This window comes from Ruegeria sp. BE3 (assembly GCF_056538865.1).
This window is the reverse complement of sequence record NZ_JBQFTW010000001.1, coordinates 833,149-846,140: the sequence shown is the minus strand read 5'-3', so window position 1 is coordinate 846,140 and position 12,992 is coordinate 833,149. Positions and strand designations below refer to the sequence as shown.

Below are 12,992 nucleotides of genomic sequence, written 5' to 3'. Positions count from 1 at the left end.
AGAAATCACTCTGCCGGTTCAGGCTCATCAATCTGAGCGACACGCGCGCCTGATTTGTTCGACGTCACAACCCCCAGCGATTTCAGCTTGCGATGCAAGGCGCTGCGCTCCATGCCGACAAAACTGGCGGTGCGGCTGATATTGCCCCCGAAACGGTTGATCTGGGTCAGCAGATATTCCCGCTCGAACGCCTCGCGTGCTTCGCGCAGCGGCAGGGTCGCCAATGCCCCAGACAGGACAACGCGACCGGATTCATCGGATTTCTCTTCCTCACTCGGCAGCTCGCGCGCCTCGATCGGCCCGGTGCCATCGCCAAGGATCAGCACACGCTCGATCAGGTTTTTAAGCTGACGTACATTGCCCGGCCAAGTCATCGTTTGCAGCAGGGCGACCGCCTCGTCCGACAATTCGCGGGCAGGCAAACCCTGAGTTTCGTTGCACATTTCGATGAAATGCTGGGCCAGAACCGGAATATCCTCGCGCCGTTCTTCCAGCGACGGGACAGCAATCGGCACCACATTCAGGCGATGATAAAGCTCTTCGCGGAACCGTTCAGCTGCGATTTCATCTTCCAGATCGCGGTTGGTCGATGAAATGACCCGCAGATCGACGCGCACCTTGTCACTGCCGCCCACACGCTGGAACTGCTGATCCACCAGCACTCGCAGGATTTTGGACTGGGTGCCCAGGGGCATATCGGCCACCTCATCGAAATAGATCACCCCGCCATGCGCCTCTTCCAGAAGACCGGATTCGATCCCCCGTTCCGAGGATTCGCGACCGAACAGAACCTCTTCAACCCGCTCAGGCTCAATCCCCGCACAATTGACGGTGACGAAAGGCGCGTTGGCACGGTTCGAATGAGCGTGGATGTAGCGCGCAGCGATTTCTTTGCCTGACCCGGCCGGGCCGCTCAACATCACGCGCCCGTTCGATTTGGTCACCTTGTCCAATTGACCCTGCATCGCCCGGAACGAAGCCGACTTGCCGATCATGTCGGAGCAGCTCACCTCTTTCCGCTTCAGCGAGGCATTCTCGCGGCGCAGGCGCGAGGTTTCCATCGCGCGACGGATCACCACCATCAACTGGTCAATGTTGAAGGGCTTCTCGATAAAATCGTAAGCACCCTGCTTGATGGCCGCCACGGCGATCTCAATGTTACCGTGGCCCGAAATGATCACCACCGGTACATCCGGATTGTCGCGTTTCACCGCTTTCAGGATATCGATCCCATCCATGCGGCTGTCCTTTAGCCAGATATCCAGGATCAACAGCCCCGGAGGCTCGGCATTGATCGACGACATACACTCATCCGAGTTCGCCGCCAGTCGGGTGGAATAGCCTTCGTCCTCTAGAATATCGGACACCAATTCGCGAATATCGCGTTCGTCATCTACGATCAGAATGTCGCTCATCTTTGGCCTGCTTTCAGTTTGTTTGTTTTAATCGCCTGTTTGTCCGACGCGATTGACGGGCCGCCTGAGGCCCCAGGGAGACGAATGACAGCCATCGCGCCGAAATGGTCCTGTCCGTCAAAGGTGGGCGCGTCTTCTAATGTCAGCGCTCCGCCATGTTCTTCGATGATTTTCTTCACGATAGGCAAGCCGAGGCCAGTGCCCTCATCACGAGTTGTCACATAAGGTTCAAACAACCGCGCACGATCCTCGGGCAGCCCGATACCATTATCGGCAATGGTGATCTGCATTCCCGCATCGTCGCTGGACACAGCCACCTTGATCTGCGGTTTCAGATTGTCGGGCGCGCCTTTTTTCTTCAACGTTTCAATGGCCTCGCCCGCATTCTTGATCAGGTTAGTCAGGGCTTGGCTCAACATCGTTGCGTCAACATCCGCCAGAACAGGCTGTTCAGGCAGGTCTGCATCAATCTGCACATCCGGCTGTCCGGCCTGTTGCAGCAGCACCGCCTCGCGCACCAGTGTGACGATGTTTTCCTCATGCCGCTCCGGCTCGGGCATCCGCGCGAATTTTGAGAACTCGTCCACGATCCGCCGCAGATCATTGGTCTGTCGCACGATCACGTCAGTCATCGACTCAAGGCTGTCGCAATCTTCTTCATCCAGCTTGCGCGAGAACTTGCGTTTGATCCGCTCCGCGCTCAGCTGGATCGGAGTCAAAGGGTTCTTGATCTCATGCGCAATACGACGCGCCACGTCGCCCCACGCCGCCATACGCTGCGCGCTGACCAGATCGGTCACGTCATCAAAGGCCACCACATAGCCTTCCAACCCGCCATCCTCGCCCCGCCGCGTGGCCATGCGCACCAGCAGGTTTTCCAACTGACCCTTACGGGTCACCTTGACCTCTCCCTGCACCGCCTCTTGACCGCTGGATTTCAGCTCTTCGAACAGCGGCAGGAATTCAGGCACGGCAATGCCGATGGCCAGATGCTGTTCACCGCTGGTCCAGTCCAGCAGGCGCTCGCCCGAGCGGTTCACGAAGGTCACGCATCCATCGGGATCAACGCCCACCACGCCCGAGGTCACCGAACTCAGAACCGAGTCGAACAGCCGGCGGCGACGTTCGATGTGGCGTGTGTTCTCCAACAGGGTATCGCGCTGCCCTTTCAACTGGCGGGTCATCTGGTTGAAATAGCGGCCCAGCATGGCGATCTCGTCATCGCTGGCCTCTTCATAGACCTGAACGCTCAAATCCCCGGCACCGACACGTTGCGCTGCAGTTGTCAGGCGCCCAACCGGGCGCGACAGACGTTCGGCAAACCACATGCCCAGAGACATCGCAGCCAGAATGAGGATCACCGCAAAACCGAGATACAGAAGGCCAAACTCAAACAGCACCCTGCCCCGTTCACTTTCCAGCTGACTGTAGAACTGTGCCGTTTCCTTGGTTTCATCCAACAGGGTCAACAGGTCGCCATCAACCTCGCGACTGACATAGAGATAGCGATCCAGATAAGCTTGCAACGGCACCAGAGCCCTAAATTCGCTGTTATCCCAATCGGCTATGATCGCTACGCCCTGATCGTTCGACTCGATCATCTCTTCAGGCGTGGGGGCCTCATAATCAAAAAGATAAGAGCGATCGCCACGCGACCGGATCTCGCTGCTGCCATCGATCACATAAGCCTCGCGCAGCCCGCGCTGAATCTGCGACTGCCCCTGGGCCAGAACTTCTCGCAATTCCGCATCCGAGATGTAGTAATCCAACGTCCGCGCGTTATCCAGAAAGCGCGCCAGCGCCATCGCGTCCTGCGTCAGGCCCTGACGATGCTCCTGCTCGTATGCCTCCGCCGCACTCAGCGATGAACCAACAACCTGCCGCACGCGGTCCGAGAACCAGCCTTCGAGGCCGATATTGACGGTCAGACCGGCGAAGATTGCCACAGTTACCGTGGGCACAAGGGCAAGCAGCGTGAACGCGCCGATCAGGCGCAGGTGAAGCCGAGAGCCGGCTGACTTGGCCCGCCGTGCTGCGATCAGACTGAACAACTGTCCCAGAACAAGCGCGGCCACGACCAGCACATAGACCAGATCGGCAAGAAGAATCAGCCGCAGCGTCGGGGCCGCAGCGCCAAGATCGAAGGGTCCAATGACCAGATACGTCGCAAGCGCCAGCACCGGGCCCAGCATCACGAGCCCCAAGGTGCTGAAATTGCGCATCCTCCGGGACTTGCGCCACCGGTTGATCGATAGGATCGGCCCGTTCTGTGCCCGGGTTGCCACCGTCTGCCCTCTTACTGATGTGCCGCATTCGCGGCTTACCGCCATATGTCGTGGTCGTTCCCGGGTGCGAACCCGAATGCCACGGTTTGTGTGGCGATATTACATCAGTTTGCGACGGCGTGTCACCTGAATATCGAGGTCGGAGATCTTTTTACGCAGCGTATTCCGGTTAATCCCCAGAAGATCAGCACATTTTGCCTGATTGCCCCCGGTCGCATCCAGCGCGATTTCGATCAAAGGCGCCTCGACCTCGCGCAAAATGCGCTGATAGAGGCCCGGTGGCGGCAGGATATTTCCATGCAGATCGAAATAGCGCCGCAGGTGACGGCCAACCGAAGAAGACAGTTTTTCACGTTCGCCATCGCCCAGAACCGGTTCGGCCTCGGGCTGGCTGCCCAGCACCATCTCGACCTCTGTGCGTGAGATTTCATCGGCACGGCTGGTCAGGCTCAGACGACGGATCGCATTTTCCAGCTGACGCACATTTCCAGGCCACGAATACCGACGCACAAGCTCAACAGCTTCGGGACTGAGGCGGCGCTGCGCCCCGCTTTCCCGCTCTTCCCGCGTCAAAAAATGGTCGGTCAGCAAAGTGATATCATCGACGCGTTCCCGCAGGGCCGGAACATGGATCGTAGCACCGCAGAGGCGGTAATAGAGATCCTGCCGCACGCGACCGCTCTCCATCGCGTCGGTCAGGTCCGATTGGCTGGTGGCCATGAAACGCGGCACATGATCGCCCGGAGTGTCCATCATACGCACGATCCGCGCCTGAATTTCATCATCGATATCAGCAATTTCATCAATCAACAGCGTTCCGCCGCGCACCCGCGCCATGACCCGCGCCGGGCCTTCGAGATCGCTCAGATCAGCGGCCGTTGCGGTCACAAAAGGCAGCGTTCGACGGTCCGAGAAATCATGAATAGCGCGCGAAATCAGGGACTTACCCGTCCCACTTTCGCCTGAGATCATCACCGACAGATCGGTGTTCATCACGCGTGCAACCAGACGGTACAACGCCTGCATCACCGGGGTTCGGCCCACCAATGGCAGTTCATCAGGGCGATCCTCGCTGACTTCCACCGGCTCGGTTTGCGCGCGTTGCTTCTGATCCAATGCCCGAGCGGTGCGCTTCATCAGATCGGGCAGATCGAAGGGCTTGGGCAGATAGTCATAAGCATCCGCCTCAGCCGCCTGAATGGCCGTCATGATGGTGTTCTGGGCCGAGATCACGATGACCGGCAAACCGGGGCGGTCCTGCGCGATCTTTGGCAGCATCTCCAACCCGTTCCCGTCTGGCATCACCACGTCCGAGATTACAACATCGCCTTTCCCCTCGGCAACCCACCGCATCAGCGTTGTCAGCGAAGAGGTCGCATGCACCTTGCACCCTGCCCGCGTCAGGGCCTGCGTCAGAACCGTGCGGATCGTGCGGTCGTCATCGGCAACCAGAACTGTGCCATCCATCAGATGCTCTCCTTTTCATATGCGCCCGGCGGTGCGCGCCGCAGGGACAGGCGGAAAACCGTGCGCCCGGGCACGGACTCAGCCGAAATCCATCCGTCGTGATCGGAAACGATCTTGCTGACCAGAGCCAGCCCCAGCCCGGTGCCATTCTCCTTGCCCGACACGAAGGGATCGAAGATATCGCTCCGGATGTTTTCCGGCAGCCCCGGCCCGTCGTCGATGATCTCAATCTGCAAGGGCAGCGAGTGTCCCGACCCGTCACTGCGCCGAAGACGGAACGAGTGTTCGAAATATGTGCGCAACCGAATTGTGCCATTACCATCAGCGGCTTCCGAGGCGTTCCTGAGCAAATTCAGCACCACTTGCAGGAACTGATCCGGATCTCCGTAGGCCAATGGCAGCGAGGGGTCATAATCCTCGACAATCGTCATATGCGCGCCGAAGCCCAGCAGCGCCGACCGCCGCGCGCGGTCCAGAACGTCGTGGATATTAACCGGTTTGAAATCGGGCTGCGACAGGTTTCCGAACTGCTCCACCTGCTCCAGCAGCTTCACGATGCGGCGGCTTTCTTCGACGATAAGGTCAGTTAGTTCAAGGTCTTGCTGAGAGATATTCATGCTGAGCAGCTGCGCCGCGCCGGTGATGCCTGCCAAGGGGTTCTTGATCTCATGCGCCAGCATTTCGGCCATGCCGATGGCCGATTGCGCCGCCGATTTCACCGTATTGCCCCGTGTCATCCGCCCCGCCAGCTCTCGTGGCGAGATGATCATGATCATCGAACCAGGATGTCCCATAAGCGGCGCGATCTGCAGCGCACATTGCAGCGGTGCGCGATTACCCGAGCCCACATCCACATCGTTGACGAACAAGGGGGTCCCCTGCTGACGAGCCCGCAAGAACGCCTCTTCCAACGGCGCATCGACTGCCAGTTGATCCCATACGGGGTGTCCGATCACCGCCTTGCGCGAGGCGTTCAGAAACCCCTCGCCCGAGGAATTGACGTCGGATATCCGATCCTCGGCATCAATGATGAAGGCCGGAACCGGCAGCGAGGTCCAGATGCTCTGATCCGAGGTCATGCCGCTTCCTCCGCTGGGCCGTTCAGTGCTTCCCCCAACAGCCGCAGCACCTCATCCGTATCGCGTGAGGTCAGGATAGCACGCCGCAGCATGGCAGGCGTTCCGGCTTCATCCATGTACCAGCCCAAATGCTTGCGCGCGACGCGCAGGCCCAGATCGGTGCCATAGAACGCCAGCATCGCCTGATAATGCGCGCGCACCATGTCGATCAGGTCCGAACCCGTCGGAATGATCGGAGCCTCAGCGCCATAAAGATCGTGACATATCTGCGCCAGCAGCCAAGGTTTGCCCTGCGCGCCGCGTCCCACCATCACGCCGTCAGCCCCGGATTGTTCCAGTGCGGTCTGTGCGGCCACGGTATCAACGATATCCCCGTTTGCGATGACGGGGATCGAAACCGCGTCTTTCACTGCCCGGATCGCCTGCCAATCGGCCCGGCCCTTGTAGAACTGGCATCGCGTGCGCCCGTGGATCGTGACCATCCGGATACCCGCACCCTGCGCCCGCCGCGCTACATCCGGGGCGTTCAGCAAGCTGTCATCCCAGCCCAGACGCGTTTTCAGTGTCACCGGTACGTCCACTGCCTCCACCACCGCCTCGATCAGCGTCAGGGCATGATCCGGTGTCTTCAGCAAGGCCGAACCGGAATAGCCATTGGTGACCTTCTTGGCAGGGCATCCCATGTTGATATCGATCACCCGCGCGCCCCGATCGGCGACCTGCCGGGCGGCCTCGGCCATCCAATGCGCCTCGCGCCCGGCCAATTGCACGGCGGTATTTTCCACATCCGCCGACAGCTCGGCCCGTTCGCGGACACCCGGCTTGGCCTGCACCATCTCCTGGCTGGCAACCATTTCGCTGACCACCATACCTGCACCGAAGCGCATCACGAGATCGCGGAACGGGCGGTCGGTGATTCCGGCCATCGGCGCCAGCAGCACCGGAGGGGTCAGATCCTTTTCAGCAAGACGCAGGGTCAATGTGCCTAATCCTTGAGCAGTTGCGCATTTGATATCGAAATCGCAGCATATGAACAACAAAACGGCGGCATTCAAGCTCGCAAAATCATCACTTGCTTATTTTTTAGGCAAACTGACGCGGGTGATTGCCTCTGCATTCACCGCCCCCTAAACAATGCCTCAATCAGGAGAACCCGCAGATGACCACAGCCGCCATCATCGTCGCCGCCGGACGCGGCCAGCGCGCCGGAGGCGACGTGCCCAAGCAGTGGCGCGCCTTGGGTGGGCGGCGCGTGGTCGATTGGACCATAGATCGCTTTATGGGCCTGGTTGATCACATTGTTTTGGTGCTCGCCGAAGAGGACACAGCGGCTTGGGAAGAATTCAGCACGACCGGTTTGATTCTCGCTCAGGGCGGTACAGACCGGACCGGATCGGTCCGCAACGGCCTGCAAGCGTTGGAATCGTATGGCATTGAAAAGGTTCTGATTCACGACGTGGCCCGCCCTTGCGTCAGCGCTCGGGTGATTGGAGAAGTTCTCGCTGCGCTCGATACACATCCCGCGGCGGCGCCCGGTCTGGCCGTCACCGATGCGCTCTGGACCGGGGATGGATCGGTGGTTACAGGTACGCAGGATCGTTCCGGCCTCTTCGCTGCGCAGACTCCGCAAGGGTTTCTTTACAACGCGATCACCGCAGCGCACGCGACTCATCCCGGAGGCGCGGCAGATGACGTCGAGGTCGCGCGTGCTGCCGGTATTGATGTCGCGATCATTCCCGGCGACGCGGACAATCTGAAAATCACCCGGCCCGAGGATTTTGCTCGGGCTGAACGCATAATGGGTAAGGATATGGATGTAAGGCTGGGCAACGGCTATGACGTGCACCGCTTTGGCGACGGAGATCACGTGATCCTCTGCGGTGTGAAAGTGCCGCATGATCGCGGGTTGCAGGGGCATTCGGATGCGGATGTCGGCATGCACGCGGTGACCGACGCCATCTATGGCGCGCTGGCGCAGGGCGATATCGGGCAACACTTTCCACCCTCAGACCCGCAATGGAAAGGCGCGGCCAGCGAGATATTCCTGCGTCACGCCGTCGAACTGGCCGGGCAGATGGGGTATGCGATTTCGAATGTCGACTGCACGCTGGTCTGTGAACACCCCAAGATCGGGCCGCATGCTGAGGCCATGCGTACCGAGATGGCGCGGATCATGGGCTTGCAGGCGGATCAGGTCTCGGTCAAGGCGACAACTTCGGAGAGATTGGGCTTTACCGGACGCGGCGAAGGCATCGCCTCGCTCGCCACTGCCTGTCTGGTGAAGTCATGACTGCGGCGCGTCTGATCGGAACCGTCTGCGGCGTCGGCTATCTGCGCCCTGCCCCCGGCACCTGGGGATCGCTGGCCGCGCTGCCTCTGGCTTGGGTGCTACATACGCTCGGCGGCTTTCCTCTGCTGGTTATCGGGACCTTTGCTGCCTTCTTCGGCGGCCTCTGGGCTACGCGTGTCATGACTGCCGGGCAAGAGGACCACGACCCGTCCGAAATCGTCATCGACGAGGTTGCTGGCCAGTTCATTGCAATCTGGGCCATTTCCTACCCGTCCTGGGCGCATGGGATCGAAATCACCGCGCTCTGGCCCGGCTGGATCGCCGGTTTCCTGCTGTTCCGCTTGTTCGACATCACCAAACCCGGCCCCGTTGGCTGGGCCGATCGGCGCGGAGATCCGATGGGCGTGATGCTGGACGATGTGATTGCCGGGGTCTTTGCCGCAATCGGCGTCATCATCCTCGCTGGAATTTCACACGGGGTCTTGGGTCTATGACCGTGACCGACCTGCTGGACCGCGCCAAAGCGCAAGGCGTGATGATCGCAACAGCCGAAAGCTGCACTGGCGGCATGGTCGCCGCTGCGCTGACCGACGTCCCCGGCAGCTCTGCTGTGGTCGAGCGTGGTTTCGTCACCTACACCAATACCGCCAAGCAAGAGATGCTGGGCGTACGTGCCGATACGCTTGAGGCGCACGGCGCGGTCTCGGAAGAGGTCGCGCGCGAAATGGCCGAAGGCGCGTTGCACCACTCGCAGGCTCAACTGGCGGTCTCGATCACCGGTATCGCCGGTCCCGGCGGGTCCGAGCATAAGCCAGAAGGCCGCGTTTGCTTTGGTCTCGCCACGGACGGCCAACCCACCCGGACTGAAACAATCGAATTCGGCGCGCTGGGGCGGGATAATGTGCGCAAAGCCGCGCGTGATCATGCGTTGCAGATGCTGCTACGCGGCCTTTCACAACTCGCCTAATTTTAATGCGCATGCGCCATATGGGCGCAAATTTCATCACCAGTTGAGAAAAAGCCGCCTAAACAGGCGGCTTTTTGCACCTCTGCCTCTTTTTTCCCCAACTCAGGTCGGCTTCAACCCGCCGCACACCACTCACAAGGCATCGGTTGGGGTGTGTTTGCCCAATCGACGCCCCCACAGGGAAAGGAGAGCGGCCCATGAACGGAGCCGATACAGCGTGGATCATTGTGGCAACAGCACTGGTCCTGTTCATGACATTGCCGGGCCTTGCCCTGTTCTACGGCGGGCTCGTGCGTGCCCGAAATGTCCTCAGCGTCTTCATGCATTGCTTTTCGATTGCCTGTTTGATGAGCATTCTGTGGCTGGTCGCGGGGTATTCCATTGCCTTCGGCCCGGGTGAGAGCGGCCTTTGGGGTGGTCTGGGCAAAGCGTTTCTAAACGGCGTGGACGCCGACAGCCTCGCAGGCACCCTGCCCGAGGTCCTGTTCTTCGCCTTCCAGATGACCTTCGCGATCATCACCCCTGCCCTGATCGTCGGCGCCTATGTCGAGCGTGTGGGCTTTGGCTTCGTCCTGACATTCTCAGCCCTCTGGATGCTGCTCTGCTATGCACCCGTCGTCCATTGGATTTGGGGCGGTGGAATGCTGGCGGATGGAGGCATTCTGGGTGAGATCGGCGTACGTGACTTCGCGGGTGGCATCGTCGTCCACGAAACCGCCGGTCTGGCGGCATTGATCATCGCCGTCATACTCGGCCCGCGCCGCAATCGCACCACGCCTCCGCACAACCCCGGCTATGTGATGGTGGGTGCCGCAATGCTGTGGGTGGGCTGGTTCGGCTTCAACGGTGGCTCGCAACTGGCCGCTGACGGAGGCGCCGCGATGGCCATGACCGTCACCCACCTGTCGGCTGCAACCGCATCGCTGACCTGGGCGCTGTGGGAACGCATCCGTTTTGGCAAAGCCTCTATGGTCGGCCTTGTGACTGGCACCATCGCCGGTCTGGCCTCGATCACTCCGGCCTCGGGCTTTGTGGGGCCAGTGCAGGCGCTGATCATCGGTGCCGTTGCAGGTATCCTGTGCCAGGAGGCGGTCAATTTGATCCGCAACAAGCTGAACATCGACGACACATTGGATGTTTTCGCCGTTCACGGTGTCGGAGGCATCTTCGGCACATTGATGATCGCCCTGTTCGGTTTGGGCACATGGACCGCACAACTGGGTGGGTTGGTGATTGTGGGTGTCTTTACGGCAATTGTCACGATTGTGTTGGTAAAGGTGGTTGCACTCATCACCCCGCTTCGCGTAGACGCCGAGACCGAAACAAACGGGCTCGATCTCTCGGTACATGGAGAGCGCGCCTACGACATGAGCAGCTAAGCCCACCTTGGCTGCTATGCGCCCGCAAAGGGCCAAAGCGGACCTCTTGACGAGGTCCGCTTTTCTACAGCCAGTCGTGGTTCATAACATCTATCAACTCTTCCCAAGGCTCCACCAGCGTTCAGCGCTGAAACTGGCGATAGACACACAACCGCTTATCAAACTCTTCACGCAGATCATGTTACGGAGCTCGAGTTCGAGCGAGCAAGAATATCCCATCCAGAACTAGGTAGTTGTATTTGCCTCTGCGCAGCAAGCTAAGAAAAAACGATCAGAGAACGCCTATTCTCCATCCAATGTCAGGTGTCATATCAAGCCGCACCCCAATACCGATAACGGCAAGTTTCATACTGTACACCGTATCTGTTTTCCATATACCAACGCGGCCCTCGGAGTGATCGATGTCCGAACATCCACCGACTTCTCAGATGTTTCTAAGTCAGCTTTACCCGCCGCTATGTACCATTCGATTTATAGCGTCTTGAAAAGGTGCCCATTTTGCGATTTCCTTCGCAGCAACGGCGTGACCAATTGCACTCCAATGTGTATCACCCCAAAACCACGGGTTTTCACCGGTTTCCACCTGTTCTTGCAATGCTGACGTAAGGTCGAGGAAGGGCACTCCACTTGCGCTCGACCATGCCTGAATGTCCTCACGCAGCGGAGACAGATGACTTTCTACATTTGCCAACTTACTGTCCTCTGGGAAGGTGCAATATGGTGAAAGCACCCGAAGCTTTGACGGAATGTAAACAACGAGATATTCGCCACCTTCTTCCTCGATACGTGCAGCGAATTCTTCCATTGACTTTGTAATGTTAGCAGCTTGGTCCTCGTATCCATTTATGATCCAAGACGTCCATCGAAACGTATAGACATCTCCGTCAATATGACAAATATCCAGTCCACTCAGCCCGCGCTGCCGGTCGGTTAATGTCGTAAATGCATCCCACACCATTCTAGTCAGATATGGGTAATGCGGGTCGTGTACATCACGAGAATCTTCGACAATATCGTCAGTTCCTCTCGCCTCATAAAAATAGGAATCCCACAGATCATTACCGCCGAATATAAACTGAACAATAACTTTATCCTTGGCCGGAATGCCAGATTTCCAGAAAACACCTTGACCCGCTTGCGGCGACAACCCCAAAAGCGCCGCCTGAGCGACTTGCAGGCCAGTTTCGTTAGACAAAAACGAATCCAGTGTATCCTTTTGCTGTACCAATGGGCCTTGGACAAAGCTGTCACCAATCAGCACTACAGCAGCGTTTCTGGAATCCGATGCGTTCCTGAATCCAACCGGATCGGTTTTGAAATCAAATACAATTGGTTCGCTCGGGAGTCCCCAAGCCAAGGCTGTGTCTTGTCCAGAAGTTATTTCACGATCAACATCCGGCACACGAGCAAACCCCAGCTCATAAAGATCTGTTCCCTGGCTTTTGATCAGCGATTGCCAGCTGAACAACCCGATTTGCCCAAGTAGTTCAACAAATGCGAAAAAAACTCCGCAAACCAACACTGTTCCTAGAAATGTAAACTGTTGTTCTCTCCGACCAAGTGCCAGTAGAAACAAATAAACTGCAACAAGAAGCATTCCAAAGAAGAATACGACGTGACGAAACCTCCAAAGTCCAAAAAGTCGTCTGCTATCAGGTGTTGTTGGCGTTGAATCTGCCGACAATAATGCAAAGGCAAGCGCAGCAGCTACCATCGTAATGGCCACGGCTAGAAAGCCGCCAATCTCTTCTTCTTTGCAATGCTACCTCCAATACTAGTTACTATTCAATTAGACGTGACACCTTACACTTGATCCAATGGAAATACTCGGCTTCGGCTCGGCTATTATTGCATAATGCTACGATGCAGGATGCTTATCGTCTGCTTGCTGTCAAGCTTACGAGGCTTAGCATACGCTGGTGTCAGATAGGTCACCCTTTCGTATCAGCTGTTGGCTTTTCGGCAGTATTTGATCGAAAATTCAAATTAATCGGCCTGAATCTAGTTGAATTAAACCACAACTGCCCCAGTCGAGAATCTCTTGGGGGTCCGCTTTTCTTTTCGGTGTTCGCCTCTCGACTCCGGACCGGAGGTCGGGCTATCAGCCTGC

The 12,992-nt window shown here is 58.2% G+C and carries 10 protein-coding genes; 4 read left to right on the top strand and 6 right to left on the bottom strand.

From position 1 onward, the window contains the following. Positions 1–5: 5 nt before the first annotated feature. The 5 genes from ntrX to dusB all read right to left on the bottom strand — a co-directional run bounded on the left by ntrX (position 6) and on the right by dusB (position 7,226). Positions 6–1,415, bottom strand: a complete 1,410-nt coding sequence (gene ntrX / locus ACR0AZ_RS04210; RefSeq protein WP_480469646.1) for a nitrogen assimilation response regulator NtrX — start codon at positions 1,413–1,415, stop codon at positions 6–8. Further along, positions 1,412–3,637 carry a sensor histidine kinase NtrY-like gene (locus tag ACR0AZ_RS04205; RefSeq protein WP_480667137.1) on the bottom strand — a complete coding sequence of 742 codons (2,226 nt, stop codon included), beginning with the start codon at positions 3,635–3,637 and terminating at the stop codon, positions 1,412–1,414. Before ACR0AZ_RS04205 ends, ntrX begins: the two co-directional genes overlap by 4 nt. Positions 3,638–3,799: 162 nt before the next feature. Further along, positions 3,800–5,167, bottom strand: coding sequence for a response regulator (locus ACR0AZ_RS04200; RefSeq protein ID WP_480469645.1), 1,368 nt, complete (start codon positions 5,165–5,167; stop codon positions 3,800–3,802). Then, complete coding sequence (locus ACR0AZ_RS04195; RefSeq protein WP_480469644.1) at positions 5,167–6,246, bottom strand: two-component system sensor histidine kinase NtrB; 1,080 nt, start codon at positions 6,244–6,246, stop codon at positions 5,167–5,169. Before ACR0AZ_RS04195 ends, ACR0AZ_RS04200 begins: the two co-directional genes overlap by 1 nt. Next, the gene (gene dusB / locus ACR0AZ_RS04190; RefSeq protein ID WP_480666836.1) at positions 6,243–7,226 is read right to left on the bottom strand and encodes a tRNA dihydrouridine synthase DusB; all 984 of its coding nucleotides are present in this window, start codon (positions 7,224–7,226) and stop codon (positions 6,243–6,245) included. Before dusB ends, ACR0AZ_RS04195 begins: the two co-directional genes overlap by 4 nt. A 179-nt stretch (positions 7,227–7,405) precedes the next feature. Between dusB and ACR0AZ_RS04185 the strand changes: the two genes are divergently transcribed. From ACR0AZ_RS04185 to ACR0AZ_RS04170, 4 genes are all read left to right on the top strand, one after another. Beyond that, positions 7,406–8,536 carry a bifunctional 2-C-methyl-D-erythritol 4-phosphate cytidylyltransferase/2-C-methyl-D-erythritol 2,4-cyclodiphosphate synthase gene (locus tag ACR0AZ_RS04185; RefSeq protein ID WP_480666835.1) on the top strand — a complete coding sequence of 377 codons (1,131 nt, stop codon included), beginning with the start codon at positions 7,406–7,408 and terminating at the stop codon, positions 8,534–8,536. After that, on the top strand, positions 8,533–9,030 hold the full coding sequence (locus ACR0AZ_RS04180; protein WP_480469641.1) for a phosphatidylglycerophosphatase A family protein: 498 nt from the start codon (positions 8,533–8,535) through the stop codon (positions 9,028–9,030). Before ACR0AZ_RS04185 ends, ACR0AZ_RS04180 begins: the two co-directional genes overlap by 4 nt. Next, complete coding sequence (locus ACR0AZ_RS04175; RefSeq protein ID WP_480469640.1) at positions 9,027–9,503, top strand: CinA family protein; 477 nt, start codon at positions 9,027–9,029, stop codon at positions 9,501–9,503. Before ACR0AZ_RS04180 ends, ACR0AZ_RS04175 begins: the two co-directional genes overlap by 4 nt. Positions 9,504–9,700: 197 nt before the next feature. Further along, the gene (locus ACR0AZ_RS04170; RefSeq protein WP_480469639.1) at positions 9,701–10,882 is read left to right on the top strand and encodes an ammonium transporter; all 1,182 of its coding nucleotides are present in this window, start codon (positions 9,701–9,703) and stop codon (positions 10,880–10,882) included. Positions 10,883–11,327: 445 nt separating this feature from the next. Here the strand turns inward: ACR0AZ_RS04170 and ACR0AZ_RS04165 are convergent, their stop codons facing one another. Further along, the gene (locus ACR0AZ_RS04165) at positions 11,328–12,608 is read right to left on the bottom strand and encodes an alginate O-acetyltransferase AlgX-related protein (protein WP_480666834.1); all 1,281 of its coding nucleotides are present in this window, start codon (positions 12,606–12,608) and stop codon (positions 11,328–11,330) included. Positions 12,609–12,992 lie beyond the last annotated feature (384 nt).

What these genes read in the sequence shown, in the direction of transcription:
- ACR0AZ_RS04180 (WP_480469641.1), top strand. Translation starts at nt 8,533, where the DNA reads ATGACTGCGGCGCGTCTGATCGGAACCGTCTGCGGCGTCGGCTATCTG.
- ACR0AZ_RS04175 (WP_480469640.1), top strand. Translation starts at nt 9,027, where the DNA reads ATGACCGTGACCGACCTGCTGGACCGCGCCAAAGCGCAAGGCGTGATG.
- ACR0AZ_RS04200 (WP_480469645.1), bottom strand. Translation starts at nt 5,167, where the DNA reads ATGGATGGCACAGTTCTGGTTGCCGATGACGACCGCACGATCCGCACG.
- ACR0AZ_RS04185 (WP_480666835.1), top strand. Translation starts at nt 7,406, where the DNA reads ATGACCACAGCCGCCATCATCGTCGCCGCCGGACGCGGCCAGCGCGCC.
- ntrX (WP_480469646.1), bottom strand. Translation starts at nt 1,415, where the DNA reads ATGAGCGACATTCTGATCGTAGATGACGAACGCGATATTCGCGAATTG.
- ACR0AZ_RS04205 (WP_480667137.1), bottom strand. Translation starts at nt 3,637, where the DNA reads ATGCGCAATTTCAGCACCTTGGGGCTCGTGATGCTGGGCCCGGTGCTG.
- ACR0AZ_RS04170 (WP_480469639.1), top strand. Translation starts at nt 9,701, where the DNA reads ATGAACGGAGCCGATACAGCGTGGATCATTGTGGCAACAGCACTGGTC.
- ACR0AZ_RS04195 (WP_480469644.1), bottom strand. Translation starts at nt 6,246, where the DNA reads ATGACCTCGGATCAGAGCATCTGGACCTCGCTGCCGGTTCCGGCCTTC.